The following is a 20,000-nucleotide window of genomic DNA, read 5'->3' as shown; positions in this document are numbered from 1 at the left end:
GGGAGAAAATTGAAAGCAAGAGACCTATCTGTACTATTAGCTGTTATTTTAATTATTGTAATGTTAGTCGTCCCGTTACCAGGATGGTTATTAAGTATTTTGATCCTTATGAATATCTCACTCGCACTAATGGTTATTTTAGTTTCGATGAATACCATTGAACCATTACAATTTTCTATTTTCCCTTCCTTGCTACTCCTTCTGACTTTATTCAGGTTAGGCTTGAACGTTTCTACTACACGTTCTATTCTTTCCGAAGGGGATGCTGGCGGTGTGGTAGAAACGTTTGGAACATTTGTTATTGGGGACAACCCTTTAGTTGGGTTTGTTGTATTCACGATCCTTATTATTATCCAATTCTTGGTTATTACAAAAGGTAGTGAACGTGTGTCAGAAGTTGCTGCCCGCTTTACGCTCGATGCAATGCCGGGGAAGCAAATGAGTATTGATGCAGATCTTAATGCAGGTATGATTAATGAACAACAAGCGAAGGAACGAAGAGAGAAGATTGAACATGAGGCTGATTTCTACGGTGCAATGGACGGGGCGAGTAAGTTTGTTAAAGGTGATGCAATTGCAGGGATAATCATCGTATTAATTAACATTGTTTTTGGTCTTATTATAGGTGTTATGCAAAAGGGGATGAGCTTCAATGAGGCAATCACCACGTACATGCAGTTAACCGTTGGGGACGGATTAGTGAGTCAAATTCCTGCGTTGTTAATTTCAACAGCAACAGGAATTGTTGTTACGCGTGTTGCTTCAGAGGGAAACTTAGGTAGTGATGTGACCAAACAACTCTTTCGCTTTCCTAAGTTATTGTATATCGCATCTGGTTCCATTTTTTTACTAGGGTTCACTCCAATTAATTTCTTTCTAACAACGATGATAGCGTCTTTGCTTTTGCTTGGGGGTTATTTCTTATCGAGACCTGTTGTGGAATCTTCAGTTGACAGAGATCTTGAAGAAGAACAAGTAGAATCAGATCAAATGAAAGCAAAGGAAAATGTCATTGATTTACTTAGTATGGACCCAATTGAGTTTGAATTTGGTTATGCGTTGATCCCTTTAGCTGATACTACTCAAGGTGGAGATTTGCTTGACCGCGTAGTGATGATTAGAAGACAACTTGCAATCGAGTTGGGGTTAGTCATTCCTGTTGTCCGAATTCGGGATAATATTCAATTAAATCCAAATGAATACCGTTTGAAAATTAGAGGAAACGAAGTAGCCAAGGGCGAATTATTGCTCGACCATTTTCTTGCGATGAGTCCTGGTATAGAGGACGATGACATGGAGGGTATTATAACAACTGAGAAAGCGTTCGGCCTCCCAGCTAAATGGATTAGCGAAGAGGTGAAAGATGAGGCAGAGTTGTCTGGTTATACAATTGTTGACCCAGCGTCTGTTGTTTCTACGCATATCACAGAGGTTATTAAGGGGCATGCACATTTATTGTTAGGTAGACAAGAAACTAAACAGTTAATTGATCATTTGAAAGAAAGTTACCCTATTTTAGTAGATGAAGTAACGCCAGAACCACTTTCAATCGGAGACGTTCAAAAAGTGTTAGCTAAATTATTGAGAGAAAACATTTCTATTCGTAATTTACCTGTTATATTTGAGACATTAGCTGATTTTGGCAAAATGACTAATGATACTGATCTATTAACGGAATATGCAAGGCAAGCTTTAGCTGCTCAAATTACAAAACAATACACGCATGACGACAATGTGTTGAAGGTGATAACGATAGCTAGTGAAGTGGAGCAACTTGTATCCGAGCACGTGCAACAAACAGAGCATGGAAGTTATCTAGCTTTAGATCCAGAATCGCAACAGAAAATTATTCAATCAATCCAAAGTCAAGTAGAACAAGTATCTATTCAAGAAGAAATACCGATTATTCTATGCTCGCCAACCATTCGTATGTATGTAAAACAACTGCTTGATCGTTTTTTGCCGAATATTGTTGTGCTTTCTTACAATGAACTTGAAGCAAATCTTGAGGTACAAAGTGTTGGGGTGGTGAACGTTGCATGAAGGTAAAGAAATTTGTAGCTCCTACAATGCCAGAGGTTATGATGAAAATAAGGAAAGACCTTGGCCCTGATGCGGTCATACTTAGTTCAAAGGAAGTGCAACAGGATGGTTTGATTGGGTTTTTTAAGAAAAAGAATATCGAAGTTATTGCTGCTCTTGACCCTAAACCAGAGGGTAGACAAAAAAAAGAAAAGCCTGTTATACATCAATCAAATAATCGATCGGTTTCAAAGGAAAAACCAGACATTAATGAACAGGTTTTAAGGGAAATTAATCAGCTACGAACATGGATAGAAAGAAATGGTGAATCAAAACCGAAGTTCCCACTAGAATATACACAACTATATGACATCTTAATTAACCAGGAAGTAAAACAAGAGCTAGCAGAAGAAGTGATCAACTCAATTATTGGAGCAAATGAACAAAAGATAAACGCTTCTGTGTCAATCGGGAGGGAAGAGCTAATTAATGAAGTGGCTAAGAGATTAAATACAATTAGCTTGGATGGAATTGATTATCGCAAAAAGGTAGTTCATCTAGTTGGTCCTACAGGAGTAGGAAAAACAACAACCATTGCTAAAATAGCGGCCAATTGTGTGTTAAAGGATAAGAAGAAAGTTGCTTTTATCACGATGGATACCTATCGAATTGCAGCGATTGATCAATTAAAAACATATTCAAAAATTCTCGATGTACCACTTGAGGTTGCATATACGATTGAGGATTATCAACAAGCAAGGAAAAAATTCGAAAATTACGACTTAGTTCTTGTCGATACAGCGGGTCGCAATTTCCGAGATTGGAAATATGTGAAAGAACTTGGGCAGCTGATTGATTTACAGGCAGACTTAAAAACATTTCTTGTTCTCTCGTTGACAACAAGATCAAGTGATCTAGAAACAATTGTTAATCAATTTAAATCTATTCCTATTGATCAGTTGATTTTTACTAAAACAGACGAAACAGAAACATATGGGGCAATCTTAAATTTATGTATGGAAAAAAAGCTAGGAGTTGCCTATCTTACCGATGGACAAAATGTACCGGATGATATTAAAGAAGTTACTCCACAACTTCTAAGTCGAATGATAGTTGGTGAAAAGTCAAATGAATGACCAGGCAGACAAACTTCGTAAAAAAATCGAAATGTTAAAAGCGTATCGTCAAGCAAAGACTATTGCGGTTGTTAGTGGTAAAGGTGGGGTTGGCAAGTCGAACGTTGCATTGAATTTCTCGTTAGCACTGGCAAAAAAGCATAAGAAGGTTTTGATCTTTGACTTGGACATTGGTATGGGGAATATTGACATCCTGTTAGGACTTACACCTAAGTATTCCATTGTCACTATGTTTGACTTGCAATTGTCCATCCATGATATTGTTGAGAAAGGCCCGAATGATATTTCATATGTTGCTGCTGGGTCGGGATTGTCAGAGATATTTCACATGAATGAATTAAAATTTGATTTCTTTATACATCAACTGAACGAATTAATTAATACATACGATTACATTATTTTTGATATGGGTGCAGGAATCTCGCGTGACAGCCTTTATTATATGTTGGCTGCTGATGAATGTTTTGTAATAACGACACCAGAACCTACATCATTAACGGATGCGTATGGAATTATTAAACACATGGTAAATAAAAAGGAAAATGCACCATTATATTTGCTTGTAAATCGTGCACCATCGTCTAAAAGTGGACAAGACACATTAGAACGACTGCAAAAGGTCGTTTATCAATTTTTACAAAAGAACATTTTGGTGCTTGGTGTGATACCGGAAGATAAAACGGTAAGCCAAGCTGTTAGTCGACAAATTCCATTTGTGTTATATAAACCTAATTCACTTGCATCGATTGCTATGCAACAGTTAGTTGATCAATATGTTTCTGACACTATTGATGTTGGGAAAAAGGTCCCGCACTCCTTTGCAAATAAGCTTAAACAGTTTTTCAAAGGATAAAGGCAAATGGGCGAGGAAGTTAAAAAAATGTTGATGATTTACGTTCATGGGTCAAGTAATAAGACATGTAGTACAATGGTATGCTTTATGCTCCTGAAAAAACCTAATTTACTAAATAGCAAACAAGGTTCGTTGAAATTATCATAAAAAACGTTTACTTAAGGGTGAGAGATGAAGTGGAGATGAACGATTATTTAGATGTGTTTATTGATGAAAGTAAGGAACACATCCAATCGTTAAATAGGCATTTGTTAGAGTTGGAGTCTAATCCTACTAGTATAAATATAGTAAATGAATTATTCAGGTCTACCCATACGTTAAAAGGAATGTCTGCAACAATGGGTTACCAGGACCTTGCTATCTTAGCCCATCAAATGGAGAATGTCTTAGACGCTTTTCGAAATAAACAGGTCGTTATAAATTCTGTAGTGCTTGATGTTGTTTTTGAAGCTGTTGACCAGTTAGAGTCAATCGTAATCGACATTGCCAATGGTGGAAGTGGACAAAAGGATGTTATCGCGATTACAAAAAAAATCGAAGCAATCGAACAAGGTGTAGTAGTGGACGTAACAATTCAACAAGAACATCAACTATCAAAAGGCTCGGGTCAAGTCGCAGCAAGTTTAGAGAGTGCAGCTCCAGGTATTCACAATACAACGAAAACAATCGGAAATAAGACCATTCGTGTTAATGTAGAAAGGCTAGATGCCTTGAGGGGCTTGTTAAATGAACTTGTTATGGAACGAGCCCGGTTAGAACAGCTTTCATCCATCCTTAATCATCCAGAGTTACAAGAAACTATCGAGCGAATGTCTCGAATTTCTTTGGATTTGCAGACAATTACAGATAGCATGCGAATGGTTCCGGTCAATCATGTCTTTAACCGGTTTCCGCGAATGGTTCGCCAATTGGCTAAGGACCTTGGTAAACAGATAAGGCTAGAAATTAATGGAACAGATACAGAGGTGGACCGTACGTTAATCGATGAGATTGGTGATCCGCTTGTACACTTGATTCGAAACGCGATTGATCATGGAATTGAAACGCCGGATGTTCGAATGCAACACAGAAAAAGTGAAGAAGGATTGCTTAAATTAAGTGCTTATCTTAGTGGAAATCACGTCTTTATTGAAATTGCCGATGATGGAGCAGGGATTGACGAAAAAAGGGTTATAATAAAGGCGCTTGAGCATCAATTAATAGTAGCTAATCAAGTAAATAGTCTCACATCGATTGATATCTACAAATTATTGATGGAAAGTGGCTTTTCCACGAAGGAAGAAATTTCTAATATTTCTGGGCGTGGTGTAGGTTTAGACGTCGTTAAAAACAGAATCGAATCATTAGGTGGTTCGATTTCGATAAATTCTACAAAAGGTAAAGGAACGATTTTTTTAATTCAGTTGCCACTTACTTTAGACTGATAAACAGTCCCGAAAAATAGTGGTTGAAGTAAGAATGGCGCATGGAATCCTAATTTAAAATCGAGCAACCAAACAAAAGGATGTTGTTAAAAGTAGTAACAGACTTTTGTATAGATATGAGGTGTGTTGTTTTTGTCTAAACGTTATACACAAGCAAGTGAATATTTATGGGAACGGTGGCTGACAAACCAAGACAGTGAAACGGCGGATCAATTGATAGAAGCTTATATGTACCTAGTTTCCCATCATGTAAAGCGAATAGCCATTCATTTGCCAGCAAATATCTCAAAAGAAGAATTAAGAAGTCTTGGTATGATGGGGCTTTACGATGCCTTAAAGAAGTTTGATAAAAATAGGGATTTAAAATTTGATACATACGCTTCCTTTAGGATTCGCGGTGCAATTATTGATGGGTTAAGAAAAGAAGACTGGCTACCTAGAACGATTCGCGACAAGGTGAAACAAGTGAACAAAGCTTCTATCGATTTAGAACAATCATTATCCAGGCAACCAACTTCTAGCGAAATTGGGGAAGCCTTAGGTATGTCGGTTACTGAAGTTGAGGAAGTGATCAAGGATTCTTTGTTTGCTAATTTACTGTCGGTTGAAGAAAAAGTAAAGGAATCGAGTGAAGATTTTAAAGAAGGGATTGGTTACGTTTTACCTGACCAATCTACTCTTTTACCGGAAGCAGAATTAGTCAGGCAGGAAAATTATCAAGAGCTAGAAAAAGCAATTATGAAATTAAATGATAATGAACAACTGGTAGTTAGCTTGTTTTATAAAGAGGAACTGTCCCTCACGGAAATAGGTCATGTCTTAGAATTGACTACATCACGAATATCACAAATTCACAAGCAAGCAATTTATAAGTTGCGTGGTGCTTTATCTTTGAAAGATAAGAAAGTCTAAAAAAATCCAAGAGATTATAGGTGCGGGCGCAGAATCGAGGTTGAATTCGGACAGAAAAGAGTAAATTCCTGCTCCTCCAGGCATTACGAGGCTTGACTTAAACTTGCGCTTTTCTTACAAGATAAGAAAGTATTTTGTTACCATCCCTGCTTAGGGAAAATTGAGGGTGTGACCAATTATGTTATATTTTTTGCTTTTACTAAGCTTTTTACTACATGTTTTTACGTTTATTCTTATAAAAACATTGCGTGATAAGTGGAAAGTTGTTCAAGTGATAGAAGAAACACAAGCGAAAAACAAGGAAGAGCTCGAAAACCTTTTGACTTTTTACTTAATGGAGATAAAAGAAGAAAATGAAAAATTAAACCAAATTTTAAATGAAAAAATTAAAACAAAGCCTGAACAAACGAAACAAGCAGAGTCATTCCCTGACCAAGGTAAAGAACAACAGACAACTTCCACTAAAACGCCCTATCCGTCTCAAAAGAAACCTAATTATGTAAATGAGACTAATTCCTATGTACCACCGTTTGAACTTGTCAACGAGGATACGTTGGAGCAATCACCATCTGCCAAAGTCTTTTCACTGTATGACCAAGGGGAATCAGTCGAAAAGATTGCAAGAAAACTCGGATTAGGGAAGACCGAAGTAGAACTCATGTTAAAATTTCATCGTAAAAACTCATAAATTTGCTTGATTGCTCGAATAGCATATGGTATATTTACTTTTGGTGTTAATACACACGTTCGTGGATAATATAAGCGGTGCTAGCAATAGTCCTTATATTAAAATGAAGTGAGCGGAGGATAAAAAAACCATTTAGGAGGAAACATCATTATGGCAGTAATCTCAATGAAACAGCTTTTAGAAGCTGGTGTTCACTTTGGACACCAAACTCGCCGTTGGAACCCAAAAATGAAGAAATATATCTTCACAGAGCGTAACGGCATCTACATCATCGACTTACAAAAAACAGTTAAGAAAGTTGATGAAGCATACAACTATATTAAGGAAGTGGCTGCTGACGGCGGTACTATTCTTTTTGTAGGTACTAAAAAGCAAGCACAAGAATCTGTAAAAGAAGAAGCGATTCGTTCTGGAATGTACTTCGTTAACCAACGTTGGTTAGGTGGTACCCTTACAAACTTCGAAACTATCCGCAAACGTATTAACCGTTTGAAAGAAATTAAGCGCATGGAAGAAGACGGTACTTTTGAAGTGCTTCCTAAAAAAGAGGTTGTAGGACTTCTTAAGGAAAAAGAACGTCTTGTTAAATTTCTTGGTGGTATTGAAGATATGACCAAGTTACCAGATGCATTGTTCATTATTGACCCACGTAAAGAACGTATTGCAGTAGCTGAAGCTCATAAACTTAATATTCCTATCGTAGGAATTGTTGATACAAACTGTGACCCTGATGAAATTGATTATGTCATTCCAGCTAATGATGATGCAATTCGTGCTGTAAAACTTCTAACAGCTAAAATGGCAGATGCTATTTTAGAAGCTAAACAAGGAGAAGTTATAGAAGAAGCAGCACCTGAAGCAAAGGAAGAAGCTGTAACTGAAACTGTACAAGAGTAGGAAAAGGTTTATTAAGGTGATAAGAGGGGAACCTTTTATCACCTTTTTTAAAGATAAGAAAGAAAAAATGTGGAGTGTCTAGCTCCGAGTGCTTTTTCTGTCTTAGTCTAGCAAGGAGCTTCCGCTTTTCTTTTGTGAATTCAAGAAGGGGAATACGTACATTTTACAGTTTTATATAATGTGTTAAACGAACATACTTATATGTACCAACCTTTTTGCTTTTTTTATATAACGAGTTAATAATAAGGAGGAAATAATAAATGGCTATTACTGCACAACAAGTAAAAGAGCTTCGTGAAAAAACTGGAGCAGGTATGATGGATTGTAAAAAAGCGTTACAGGAAACAGACGGTGACTTAGATAAAGCAGTAGACTATCTTCGTGAAAAAGGAATTGCAAAGGCTGCGAAAAAGGCTGATCGAGTTGCTGCTGAAGGTTCTACACACGTTGAAGTGAATGGAAATACGGCAGTTTTATTAGAAGTTAACTGTGAAACAGACTTTGTTACTAAAAATGATCAGTTTAAAAACCTACTTTCTGAACTTGGAAAACACTTGGTTTCTCAAAAACCAGAATCGGTAGAAGCTGCTCTAGAACAAAAACTTCACGGTGATGGAGATAAATTAGAAGAATTCATCAACGCTAACATTGCAAAAATTGGTGAAAAAATTTCACTTCGTCGTTTCACTATTTTTGAAAAGACCGACAATGATGCATTTGGTGCTTACATTCACATGGGTGGAAATATTGGTGTTGTAACTGTACTTGAAGGAACTACTGATGAAGATATTGCGAAAGATGTGGCAATGCATATCGCAGCAGTTAACCCACGCTTCGTTTCTCGTGATGCAGTTTCAGCAGAAGAAGTTGAAAAAGAAAGAGAAGTATTAAAAACGCAAGCACTTAATGAAGGAAAACCAGAAAAAATCGTTGAAAAAATGGTTGAAGGTCGTTTAGGTAAGTTCTTTGAAGAAATTTGTTTATTAGAACAAAGTTTTGTTAAAGATCCTGATCAAAAAGTTAAAAACATTGTAAATGCAAAAGGTGCTACTGTAAAAGGGTTTGTTCGTTATCAAGTTGGCGAGGGAATGGAAAAACGTTCAGATAACTTTGCAGAAGAAGTTATGAGCCAAGTTAAAAAATAAACCTTTGTTGACTGTATCTCAAATAATAAGGGAACACGTGGTGTTCCCTCTTTGTATAACTTTGGTATAAATATTTTACATATAGATGGAGGTTATTATGACAACTGCTACTTACAGGAGAATTGTGTTAAAATTAAGTGGTGAAGCGTTAAGTGGAGATTTAGGTTTTGGAATTGAACCTAAAGTAATTCAATCCGTTGCATCTCAAGTAAAAGAAGTTGCAGAATTAGGTGTTGAAGTCGCAGTGGTAGTTGGTGGTGGAAATATCTGGCGAGGGAAAGTCGGCAGTGAAATGGGTATGGACCGTGCAAATGCTGACTACATGGGGATGTTAGCCACGATTATGAATGCTTTAGCACTTCAGGATAGCTTAGAGAATTTCGGTATTCCCACTAGAGTTCAAACGTCCATTGAAATGAGACAAGTAGCTGAACCGTATATCCGAAGAAAAGCAATTCGTCACCTAGAAAAAAAGCGTGTTGTCATATTTGCAGCTGGTACAGGTAACCCATATTTTTCAACAGATACAACAGCTGCCTTACGTGCCGCTGAAATTGAAGCTGACGTTATTTTAATGGCGAAAAATAATGTGGATGGCGTGTATACAGCAGATCCGAAAACGAATAAAGATGCAACAAAATATGAGGAATTGTCTTACATGGATATTTTAAACGAGGGGCTAGGTGTGATGGATTCAACAGCTTCTTCATTATGTATGGACAACGATATTCCGTTGTTAGTTTTCTCTGTTACAGAAGAGGGAAATATAAAAAGAGCCGTACTTGGTGAAAAAATCGGAACAATAATAAGGAGGAAATAAAATGTCACAAGATGTGATTAAAGAAACGAACGAAAAAATGTCACAAGCTGTTCAAGCTTTTTCAAAACAACTTGCTACAGTAAGAGCCGGACGAGCAAACCCTTCTTTGTTAGATAGTGTATACGTTGATTACTATGGTGCAACAACACCATTAAACCAATTAGCGACCATCTCAGTACCAGAGGCGCGCCTACTAGTCATTACTCCTTTTGACAAATCATCAACGGCAGATATTGAGAAAGGCATCTTAAAGGCAGACTTAGGACTTTCCCCTTCTAGTGATGGCAATGTCATCCGGATTAATATCCCTGCGTTAACGGAAGAAAGACGAAAAGATTTAGTTAAAGTAGTAGGTAAATATGCCGAGGAAGCAAGAGTGCAAATTAGAAATATCCGACGTGATTCAAATGATAAACTAAAGAAGCTCGAGAAAAATGGTGATCTAACCGAAGATGAATTACGTGGTTTTCAAGATGATGTTCAGCGAGAAACTGATACATTTATAAAAAAAATTGATGAGGTAGCAAAAGAAAAAGAAAAAGAAATTATGGAAGTTTAAGCCAATAAAAGGTAAAATATAAGAAAGATAGAAAGACCCTCTTTACCAAGGGGGTTTTTGCACGTTTTGGAAATAATCTTATCTAAAACGGAATAGTTTATAAAATAAAGAATTCTTGGCTAGTTTTCTAGTCCCTTATGGAGGATAGTGTATGCCGATTATTAATTTTCCTTTCTTTAAAAAGAAAACATCTCAACAAATTGAATTAAAGAAGGATAACTTGCCAGAACATGTGGCTATAATAATGGATGGTAATGGACGTTGGGCTAAGAAGCGTGGGTTACCAAGAATTGCTGGTCATAAACAAGGAATGGATAATGTAAAGCGAATTGTTAAAATTGCAAATAAGCATCAGGTTAAGGTGTTAACATTGTATGCTTTTTCGACGGAAAATTGGAAACGACCGAAAACTGAGGTCGATTATTTGATGAAACTACCAACAGAGTTTTTAAATACATATTTACCTGAATTAGTAGAGGAAAATGTAAAAATACAAACGATTGGTGATTTTGATGTGCTACCAGCACATACAAAAAATGCAGTTGATAATGCAAAAGACCGAACACGTGATAATAGTGGTCTGATTTTAAACATTGCCTTAAACTATGGTAGCCGCTATGAAATAACCGAGGCTATTAAAAAAGTAGTCGAAGATGTAGAAGCAAACAAATATACGTTAACAGATATTGACGAAGAGTTGTTCTCTTCTTACTTATATACATCCAACCTGAAAGATCCCGATTTACTAATAAGAACTAGTGGCGAAATTCGTCTGAGTAACTTTTTATTATGGCAATCAGCTTATACAGAGTTTTGGTTTACTGATGTGTTGTGGCCTGATTTTGATGAAGTTCAATTTGAGAAAGCCCTATACGATTATCAAAATAGAAAGCGTCGGTATGGTGGCATATAAGGTGTTGAAAAAGGAATGAAACAAAGAATTATAACAGCAGTCTTAGCTATTTTGCTATTTTTTCCATTTGTTTTCTATGGTGGCTGGCCATTTCATGTAATTATGTATGTGATTGCTTCGATTGGCGTGCTCGAATTATTAAATATGCGTAAGACAACAAGGTATCCAATTCCTACAATTATTACACTTGTTTTACTATGGGCCTTATTATTCCCTGGTAAGGATGTTCTTTTATTTTCATTAGTCTTTACTAAATCAGAAATTACCTTGTTTATTGTGTTACTTTTATTGGCTTACTCCGTTTTAGTGAAGAATAAGTTCACATTTGATGATGCAGGATTTTTAATTTTAGCTGCTATTTATGTAGGACTTGGCTTTTATTATTTTGTGGAAACAAGAGAAGCCGGCTTGAGATATATTTTTTATGTCATCTTTGTCATTTTAGCCACTGACACTGGAGCCTATTTTTTTGGACGAGCATTCGGTAAGAGAAAGCTGTGGCCAGAAATTAGTCCAAATAAAACAGTTGAGGGAGCAATTGGTGGTATCCTTTTAGCCAGTGTTGTAGCTTTAATATTTCAATGGTTATTACCGGTACACCCTTCCTATATAGTGGTAATAATCGTTACTATTTTGGCTTCTGCATTTGGACAAATTGGTGATTTAGTCGAATCAGCTTTGAAGCGACATTACAATGTGAAAGATTCGGGAAAAATATTACCCGGGCATGGTGGTATATTGGACCGCTTTGATAGTTGGATATTTGTTTTTCCATTATTGCATTTTATCCAATTTATTTCATAAGATTGGAGTAGACGTAGGAGCGTGACACATGAAAAAAATTACACTATTAGGTGCTACTGGTTCTATTGGAATACAAACATTGGATGTTATGAGAGAGTATAACGATAAATTCCAGTTATATGCACTTGCTTTTGGTAGTAACGTACAACAAGCGATCCCCATCATTAAGGAATTTTCACCGAAAAAAGTTGTTGTTAAAGATGAAAAAGTAAAACAAGAGCTTATCGGTCATATCGACCATACCAAAGTCTTAGTTGGTCATGAAGGATTAATCGAGGTCAGTAAGGATGATGAAACAGACATTTTAGTGAATGCCGTGATGGGGAGTGTTGGTCTTAAGGCAACATTGCATGCAATTCAACAGGGTAAGCACATAGCAATAGCTAATAAAGAAACACTCGTAACAGCAGGACATTTGGTCATGGATGAAGTGAAAAAACATCAGGTTTCTTTTCTCCCGGTTGATAGTGAGCATTCGGCTATTTTTCAATGTTTAAATGGTGAAAACAAAGATCAGGTTAATAAAATCATTCTGACAGCTTCTGGTGGGAGCTTTCGAGACAAATCAAGACGTGAACTAGAAGGCGTAACCGTAACAGACGCATTGAAACATCCGAATTGGAGCATGGGAGCCAAAATTACAGTCGATTCAGCAACGATGATGAACAAAGGCTTAGAGGTAATTGAAGCTCACTGGTTGTTTGACGTTCCATATTCTCAAATTGATGTTGTTCTACATAAAGAAAGTGTCATCCACTCGATGGTCGAATTTTCTGACAGTTGTGTCATTGCTCAATTAGGAACTCCAGACATGAAGGTGCCAATCCAATATGCATTGACCTATCCAGACAGACTTGATTTACCACAGACAAAAAAGTTAAACTTAGTAGATATTGGGCAACTTAATTTTAACAAGATGGATTTCAATCGATTCCCTTGTCTTAAAATGGCCTTCGATGCTGGAAGAGAAGGTGGTACGATGACGACTGTGTTAAATGCGGCTAATGAGGTTTGTGTTGACCTGTTTTTAAATGGGAAGATATCCTTCCTTGCAATAGAATCAATGATTGAGCGTGCACTGAATCAACATAAAGTAATAAAAACACCTGATTTGGAAACTATTTTGGAGGTCGACCAACAGACAAGAAAGTTAGTTCAGTCCTACGTAGACTAGAAGGAGAGTGCTAATTTGAACACTATAATAGCTTTTATTTTTATGTTTGGGTTACTCGTGTTTGTCCATGAGTTCGGCCATTTTATTTTTGCGAAGCGAGCAGGAATGTTGGTACGAGAGTTTGCCATTGGCTTTGGGCCGAAAGTATTTTCAACAAAACGATCAGAAACATTATATACAATCAGACTTCTTCCTTTGGGTGGTTATGTGCGAGTTGCTGGAGAAGATCCTGAAATCATTGACCTTAAACCAGGACAGCACATCGGATTAGAGTTTACCCCAACTGGGAAAGTAAACAAAATTATTGTAAATAATAAATCAAAACACCCAAATGCCCATGTTATTGAAGTGGAACATGCAGACTTAGACCATCGTTTAATCATCGAAGGATATGAGATTGATGAAAGTGATAAGCTTCAGTTCGAAGTGGACAGGAAAGCAGTATTTGTGATGGATGAGAACGAAACGCAAATTGCACCTTACGATAGGCAGTTTGCATCCAAAACAATTCCCCAACGTGCGATGCAATTGTTTGCTGGCCCAATGATGAATTTCCTGTTAACAATTTTTATCTTTGCCGTTTTAGGGTTCATTCAAGGTATCCCTACTGATGAAGCAATCATTGGAGACGTACTGCAGGGGAGTCCTGCAGAAGACGCAGGGTTTCAAGCTGGGGATCGCATCATCAAAATTGAAGATAATCCTGTTACAACCTGGGAAGAATTTCAAATGATTGTTCAAGAAAACCCTGAACAAGAACTTGCAATGACGGTAGAAAGAGCAAATGAACAACTAGAATTATCTGTGGTACCAAACAGGGTTGAAACAAAGGATATGGAAGTTGGTCAAATTGGTGTCCAAATCGAATTAGAAAAGTCAATTATTAAATCGATTCCGTACAGTTTAGAAAGAACATATTTAATGGCTAAGTTAATTCTTGTTAGTTTGGCTAATTTAGTTACTGGTCAGTTTTCGATTGATATGTTATCTGGGCCTGTCGGTATTTATGATGCAACAAATCAAGTTGTTCAAACTGGTTTTATGAACTTTTTATCGTGGACTGCAGCGCTTAGTATCAACCTAGGAATCATTAATCTCTTGCCATTACCGGCATTAGATGGTGGACGATTGATATTTGTTGGGTTAGAAGCTGTAAGAGGAAAGCCAATTGACCCTCAAAAAGAAGGAATTGTTCACTTTATCGGTTTTGCTCTGTTAATGTTATTAATGATTGTTGTGACCTGGAACGATATCCAACGATTATTTCTTTAAGTATCCATATAAATAGTACAAAAACCCATGTCGAATTGTGTAATGACATGGGTTTTATTTAGTAGTAAAATAGAACGTGTGCGATTGGAATAGTCTTTTAAGCTATTGAGTATAGCATTATTGGGGACGAAGGTCTGGATACGGGGAGGAAACAAGAAATGAGCATATCCAGCAGTGACAAAATTAATCTTTTGCTAAAGCAAATAGGAATGCCGCAAGAAGCAATCGATCATCACTTTAAACATAGTTCTTTAGCAAAGCTAGAAGTTTCGACAAAAGATAAAGTTTGGCACTTTCATATAAATCTTTCTGAACATTTGCCACCATCTGTTTATCGAATGTTTACCTTAAAATTACGCGAGGCGTTTTCATATATAGCAACAATTGATTGGACGTTTTATACAAGTAATGCTTCGTTAAATGATGAGGATGTAGTTGATTACTGGCATGATTTTATAATATCTATGACGGATATATCACCGGCATATAAAGACTTGGTGCACGAACAAAAACCTCGAATTGAAGGAAATAAAATTAAATTAACAGCAAGGAATGAAGCAGAGGCCACTGCGTTGAAAAAGCGGCTAGAACCAGGCTTCAAAGCGTATTGTAGTAAGCTTAGCATCACTGCTTATACGCTTCATGTTGACGTAGATCAAAACTTGACCGATTTGGAAAAGTTTAGAGAACAAAAAGCCATGGAAGATCAACAATTAGTACTTAAAGCTGTAAAAGACAAGGAAGATAGAGAGAAACAAAAAGGCGACCCGGTCAAAGAAGGTCCTGTTGTGATTGGTTACACGATTAATGATGAGCCAGTCCAAATGGAAGTTATCAAAGAAGAAGAACGAAGAATGATTATTCAAGGCTATGTATTTGATGTAGATGTAAGAGAGTTAAGGTCAGGAAGACATCTATTAATTGTAAAAGCAACAGACTATTCAGATTCCTTTCAAATTAAGATGTTCTCAAAAGGGGATCAAGATATCGATAAGTTCCAATTAATCAAAAAAGGAATGTGGATCAAAGCGCGTGGAAGTATTCAAACAGATACGTTTGCTAATGAATTAGTCATGATGGCTAATGACATTAATGAAGTTAAAGCAAAAATAAGACAAGACTTAGCGGAGGATGGAAGGAAAAGGGTAGAACTTCATGCACATACGACGATGAGCCAAATGGATGCGGTCATGTCTGCTTCTAAACTTGTGGAACGTGCTGCAAGATGGGGACATCCAGCTATAGCAATTACAGACCATGCGGTTGCCCAGTCCTTCCCTGAAGCATATGCTGCTGGTAAAAAGCATGGAATTAAAATTCTTTATGGGATAGAGGCGAATCTTGTCGATGACGGTGTGCCAATTGGCTACAATGAGAAAGATGTCCCATTGGAAGGTGCAACCTATGTTGTGTTTGACGTGGAAACAACAGGCTTATCAGCTGTTTACGATACAATCATTGAGCTTGCTGCTGTTAAGGTGGAAAATGGTGACATAGTGGACAGGTTTGAATCCTTTGTTAACCCACATCATCCATTGTCACAAACAACGATTGACTTAACTGGAATTACCGATGACATGGTCAAAGATGCTCAAGAAGTGGAAAGCGTTATTAAAGAGTTTTATAACTGGATGGGAGATTCTGTTTTGGTAGCCCACAATGCTAGTTTTGATATGGGCTTTTTAAATAATGCACTAAAAAAAGCAGATCTCAACAAAGTGGAAAACCCTGTTATCGATACGTTAGAGCTTGCTAGATTATTGTTTCCGGATTTAAAAAATCACCGGTTGAACACACTATGTAAGCTGTTAGACATTGAGCTAACGCAACATCATCGAGCGATTTATGATGCAGAAGCAACAGGTTATTTGCTATGGAAACTAGTCAAATTAGCTGATGAACAAGGTATCCATAACCACTTACAGTTGAATGAACATATGGGAGAAGGCAATGCTTACCAACGTTCTCGTCCATTTCACTGTACGATTCTTGCAACAAACGAAGTAGGACTAAAAAACATTTATAAGTTAGTATCAATGGCTCATGTTGATTATTTTTATAGAGTGCCAAGAATCCCTCGGTCAAAATTACAGAAAATGCGTGAAGGTCTCTTGATTGGCTCTGGTTGTGACAAAGGTGAAGTGTTTGAGACGATGATGCAGAAATCGAAAGAAGAAGCAGAGACAGTTGCTGCCTTTTATGACTATATTGAAGTTCAGCCACCTTCGAACTATTATCACTTAATCGAAAAAGAGTTAGTTCAAAACGAGGCACAGCTCTATGATATAATTAAAAACTTAACTGAAATGGCTGAACGAATAGGGAAAAAGTGTGTGGCTACTGGTAACACCCATTATATGGAACCCCATGAAAAAATTTATCGACAAATATTGATATCATCACAAAATGGTAATCCACTAAGTCGACAAACGTTGCCGGACGTATATTTCCGTACGACAGAAGAGATGATCGAGTGCTTTAAATTTTTAGGGGAAGCAAAAGCGGCAGAAATAGTTGTTGATAATAGTCAGCATATTGCGAGCCTTATTGAGGAAGTTAAACCAGTTAAAGATGACCTCTACACACCGAACATTGATGGTGCAGAAGATGAAATTAGGGAAATGAGTTATGAAATGGCTAAAAGAATTTATGGCGATCACTTACCCGAACTCGTCGAAAAGCGAATTGAAAAAGAGCTTAAAAGTATCATCGGGCACGGGTTTGCCGTTATTTATCTTATTTCACATAAGCTTGTTAAAAAATCATTGGATGATGGATATCTAGTAGGCTCTAGAGGCTCGGTTGGGTCATCCTTAATAGCGACCCTTACAGAAATAACAGAAGTAAATCCATTACCACCACATTATGTTTGCCCAGAGTGTAAATATAATGAATTTTTCACGGATGGGTCAGTTGGTAGTGGATTTGATTTACTAGATAAAGATTGTCCAACATGTGGTCATGACTTAAAGAAAGATGGACAAGACATTCCGTTTGAAACATTTTTGGGATTTAAAGGGGATAAGGTACCAGATATTGACTTGAACTTCTCAGGCGAATACCAACCTCGTGCCCATAATTACACAAAAGTTTTGTTCGGCGAAGATAACGTATATCGTGCTGGAACAATAGGTACTGTAGCAGAGAAAACAGCATACGGATATGTGAAAGGCTATGCATCGGATCACCAATTACAAATAAAGGGTTCAGAAGTGGATAGGTTAGTCCAAGGCTGTACAGGGGTTAAAAGAACAACAGGTCAACACCCTGGAGGTATTATTGTTGTGCCGGACTATATGGAGGTTTATGACTTTACTCCAATTCAATTTCCTGCAGATGACCGGAATTCAGAATGGAAAACGACACATTTCGACTTCCATTCTATTCACGATAATTTGCTAAAGCTTGATATTCTAGGGCACGATGATCCGACGGTTATTCGTATGCTTCAAGATTTAAGTGGGATTGATCCAAAAACCATTCCAACCGATGACGAAGAGGTTATGAAAATCTTCTCGGGACCAGAAGTGTTAGGAGTAACAGCAGATCAAATTATGTGTAAAACTGGTACATTAGGTGTACCCGAATTTGGAACTCGATTCGTTAGACAAATGCTTGAAGACACAAAACCTAAGACATTTGCTGAGCTTGTTATTATTTCGGGGCTTTCCCATGGAACAGATGTATGGCTTGGGAATGCACAGGAACTGATTAATAATGGCATCTGTGGACTGCCAGACGTTATCGGATGTCGTGATGATATCATGGTATATTTGATGCACAAAGGTTTGGATGCATCTTTAGCGTTTAAGATTATGGAATTTGTTCGTAAGGGTAAAGGGTTGCAAGATGAGTGGATTGAGGAAATGAAAAAACATAATGTGCCTGACTGGTATATTGACTCATGTAAGAAAATTAAGTACATGTTTCCAAAGGCGCATGCGGCAGCATATGTATTAATGGCTGTTAGAATTGCTTATTTTAAAGTACATCATCCCCTTTATTTCTATGCTGCATATTTTTCAGTTCGAGCTGGGGATTTTGACCTTGATACGATGGTAAAAGGTTCAGCTGCAATTAAGAAGCGAATCGAAGAAATATTAATGAAAGGGAACGATGCTTCTCCAAAAGAAAAAAACCTACTAACGGTATTAGAATTAGCCTTAGAAATGAATGAACGGGGATTCTCTTTCCAAAAGGTAGACTTATATCGGTCTAGTGCGACAGATTTTATTGTGGATGGAAATACGTTAATTCCACCATTTAATGCTGTTGACGGGCTAGGAACGAATGCAGCATTGAACATCGTTAAAGCACGCGAAGAGGGAGAGTTTTTATCAAAAGAAGACTTACGCGAAAGAAGTCGAATTTCTAAGACCGTACTAGAATATCTTGATAACCACGGCTGCCTAGAAGGAATGGCAGATGCAAATCAGTTATCTTTATTTTAGTCAAGACACAATAGGGAAACAGATGTGCTTTTATATTTCTTTCATTAAAGTTTAGCATTCTTGCTTTTGGATTGCATAAAAATGGTTATACTATAGAAAGATTGCTCCCTAAGGTAGGTATTCTTGCATAATCTTGAAATATGTGGTATATTTTTCTTGGTAAGTAATGATACGTTGATTAAAAGAGTGGGGAAACCCACTCTTTCTTGCTTGTTTTCCTTTTTATCTGTTACATCACAGCCAAACAGTCCTGTGATAGTTGGAAGCTAATCAGAGTTCCCTTGCCACGATGGCAAGGGTTTTGTAGTTAACGAAGCTTAGTTTTATTCTGAATGTTACTTAGATTGGGTTTTGGTGATAAATGAAAGGATACACACTTGTGCATACTAACTATAATCTTGTTCGTGTTTTATTCAATTTACCAAGCTGCTTAAAGGAGGGAATGAATAGTGAGTAGTAAAATAACAGAAAAGACAGAGGAACTTGTTCGCCCAATTTTAACAGAACTAAACTTAGAATTAGTTGATATTGAGTTTGAAAAGGAAGGGAAAAATTGGTTTCTACGTGTCTTTATCGATAAAGAAGGCGGAGTAGATATTGAAGAGTGTGGGCAAGTATCGGAGCAGCTAAGTGAAAAACTCGACGATACTGACCCTGTAACATTTCCGTATTTTCTCGAGGTTTCTTCCCCAGGTGCTGAACGTCCACTTAAGAAACCAACCGATTTCGAAAAAAATTTGGGGAACAATGTGTATGTAAAGCTATATGAGCCTTTGGATGGCGCTAAAGAATACGAGGGAGTATTAAAGTCTTTTGAAAACAATATAGTTACACTCGAAGTAAAAGTGAAAAGTAGAAAGAGAGAAGTAACAATACCTTACGATAAAATAGCCAAAGCTCGTTTAGCAGTATCTTTTAATTAAAGGGGGA

The 20,000-nt window shown here is 37.1% G+C and carries 15 protein-coding genes and 1 pseudogene; all 16 read left to right on the top strand.

Features of this window, described 5'->3' with window-relative positions:
• Window positions 1–9 precede the first annotated feature (9 nt).
• Entirely contained in the window at window positions 10–2,043 is a 2,034-nt protein-coding gene (gene flhA / locus NC799_RS05555) for a flagellar biosynthesis protein FlhA (protein WP_272445382.1), read from the top strand.
• Window positions 2,040–3,158, top strand: coding sequence for a flagellar biosynthesis protein FlhF (flhF, locus tag NC799_RS05550; RefSeq protein WP_272445381.1), 1,119 nt, complete (start codon window positions 2,040–2,042; stop codon window positions 3,156–3,158). Before flhA ends, flhF begins: the two co-directional genes overlap by 4 nt.
• Window positions 3,151–4,011, top strand: a complete 861-nt coding sequence (locus tag NC799_RS05545) for a MinD/ParA family protein (RefSeq protein WP_272445380.1) — start codon at window positions 3,151–3,153, stop codon at window positions 4,009–4,011. Before flhF ends, NC799_RS05545 begins: the two co-directional genes overlap by 8 nt.
• Before the next feature lie 176 nt (window positions 4,012–4,187).
• Window positions 4,188–5,429 (top strand): annotated as a pseudogene (locus NC799_RS05540) (chemotaxis protein CheA); the annotation flags it as partial.
• Between the two features lie 138 nt (window positions 5,430–5,567).
• Window positions 5,568–6,347, top strand: a complete 780-nt coding sequence (locus NC799_RS05535) for a FliA/WhiG family RNA polymerase sigma factor (protein WP_272445378.1) — start codon at window positions 5,568–5,570, stop codon at window positions 6,345–6,347.
• Between the two features lie 178 nt (window positions 6,348–6,525).
• Window positions 6,526–7,035 carry a DUF6115 domain-containing protein gene (locus NC799_RS05530; RefSeq protein WP_272445377.1) on the top strand — a complete coding sequence of 170 codons (510 nt, stop codon included), beginning with the start codon at window positions 6,526–6,528 and terminating at the stop codon, window positions 7,033–7,035.
• A 150-nt stretch (window positions 7,036–7,185) separates the two neighbouring features.
• Window positions 7,186–7,932, top strand: coding sequence for a 30S ribosomal protein S2 (gene rpsB / locus NC799_RS05525; protein ID WP_272445376.1), 747 nt, complete (start codon window positions 7,186–7,188; stop codon window positions 7,930–7,932).
• A 260-nt stretch (window positions 7,933–8,192) separates the two neighbouring features.
• Window positions 8,193–9,077, top strand: a complete 885-nt coding sequence (tsf, locus tag NC799_RS05520) for a translation elongation factor Ts (protein ID WP_272445375.1) — start codon at window positions 8,193–8,195, stop codon at window positions 9,075–9,077.
• A gap of 97 nt (window positions 9,078–9,174) precedes the next feature.
• Entirely contained in the window at window positions 9,175–9,897 is a 723-nt protein-coding gene (gene pyrH, locus NC799_RS05515) for a UMP kinase (RefSeq protein WP_272445374.1), read from the top strand.
• 1 nt (window position 9,898) lies between these two features.
• A complete protein-coding gene (gene frr, locus NC799_RS05510; protein WP_272445373.1) occupies window positions 9,899–10,456 on the top strand; it encodes a ribosome recycling factor in 558 nt (185 codons plus the stop codon).
• A 151-nt stretch (window positions 10,457–10,607) separates the two neighbouring features.
• The gene (locus tag NC799_RS05505) at window positions 10,608–11,369 is read left to right on the top strand and encodes an isoprenyl transferase (protein WP_272445372.1); all 762 of its coding nucleotides are present in this window, start codon (window positions 10,608–10,610) and stop codon (window positions 11,367–11,369) included.
• Between the two features lie 15 nt (window positions 11,370–11,384).
• Complete coding sequence (locus NC799_RS05500) at window positions 11,385–12,173, top strand: phosphatidate cytidylyltransferase (RefSeq protein ID WP_272445371.1); 789 nt, start codon at window positions 11,385–11,387, stop codon at window positions 12,171–12,173.
• A gap of 28 nt (window positions 12,174–12,201) precedes the next feature.
• Entirely contained in the window at window positions 12,202–13,347 is a 1,146-nt protein-coding gene (gene dxr / locus NC799_RS05495; RefSeq protein WP_272445370.1) for a 1-deoxy-D-xylulose-5-phosphate reductoisomerase, read from the top strand.
• 15 nt (window positions 13,348–13,362) lie between these two features.
• Window positions 13,363–14,619: an RIP metalloprotease RseP gene (gene rseP, locus NC799_RS05490; protein ID WP_272445369.1), complete on the top strand. Its 1,257-nt coding sequence runs from the start codon at window positions 13,363–13,365 to the stop codon at window positions 14,617–14,619.
• 158 nt (window positions 14,620–14,777) lie between these two features.
• On the top strand, window positions 14,778–19,070 hold the full coding sequence (locus NC799_RS05485; protein ID WP_272445368.1) for a PolC-type DNA polymerase III: 4,293 nt from the start codon (window positions 14,778–14,780) through the stop codon (window positions 19,068–19,070).
• A 449-nt stretch (window positions 19,071–19,519) separates the two neighbouring features.
• Window positions 19,520–19,993: a ribosome maturation factor RimP gene (gene rimP / locus NC799_RS05480; protein ID WP_272445367.1), complete on the top strand. Its 474-nt coding sequence runs from the start codon at window positions 19,520–19,522 to the stop codon at window positions 19,991–19,993.
• The last annotated feature ends 7 nt before the right edge of the window (window positions 19,994–20,000 follow it).

The organism is Aquibacillus salsiterrae (genome assembly GCF_028416595.1).
In the GTDB taxonomy this organism is placed as follows: domain Bacteria; phylum Bacillota; class Bacilli; order Bacillales; family Amphibacillaceae; genus Aquibacillus_A; species Aquibacillus_A salsiterrae.
This window is presented reverse-complemented; position numbering and strand designations above follow the sequence as displayed.

Excerpts from the sequence above, each read along its gene's own strand:
- NC799_RS05485 (WP_272445368.1), top strand. The coding sequence starts at position 14,778 with ATGAGCATATCCAGCAGTGACAAAATTAATCTTTTGCTAAAGCAAATA.
- NC799_RS05545 (WP_272445380.1), top strand. The coding sequence starts at position 3,151 with ATGAATGACCAGGCAGACAAACTTCGTAAAAAAATCGAAATGTTAAAA.
- NC799_RS05500 (WP_272445371.1), top strand. The coding sequence starts at position 11,385 with ATGAAACAAAGAATTATAACAGCAGTCTTAGCTATTTTGCTATTTTTT.
- flhF (WP_272445381.1), top strand. The coding sequence starts at position 2,040 with ATGAAGGTAAAGAAATTTGTAGCTCCTACAATGCCAGAGGTTATGATG.
- rpsB (WP_272445376.1), top strand. The coding sequence starts at position 7,186 with ATGGCAGTAATCTCAATGAAACAGCTTTTAGAAGCTGGTGTTCACTTT.
- frr (WP_272445373.1), top strand. The coding sequence starts at position 9,899 with ATGTCACAAGATGTGATTAAAGAAACGAACGAAAAAATGTCACAAGCT.
- dxr (WP_272445370.1), top strand. The coding sequence starts at position 12,202 with ATGAAAAAAATTACACTATTAGGTGCTACTGGTTCTATTGGAATACAA.
- NC799_RS05530 (WP_272445377.1), top strand. The coding sequence starts at position 6,526 with ATGTTATATTTTTTGCTTTTACTAAGCTTTTTACTACATGTTTTTACG.
- NC799_RS05505 (WP_272445372.1), top strand. The coding sequence starts at position 10,608 with ATGCCGATTATTAATTTTCCTTTCTTTAAAAAGAAAACATCTCAACAA.
- pyrH (WP_272445374.1), top strand. The coding sequence starts at position 9,175 with ATGACAACTGCTACTTACAGGAGAATTGTGTTAAAATTAAGTGGTGAA.
- tsf (WP_272445375.1), top strand. The coding sequence starts at position 8,193 with ATGGCTATTACTGCACAACAAGTAAAAGAGCTTCGTGAAAAAACTGGA.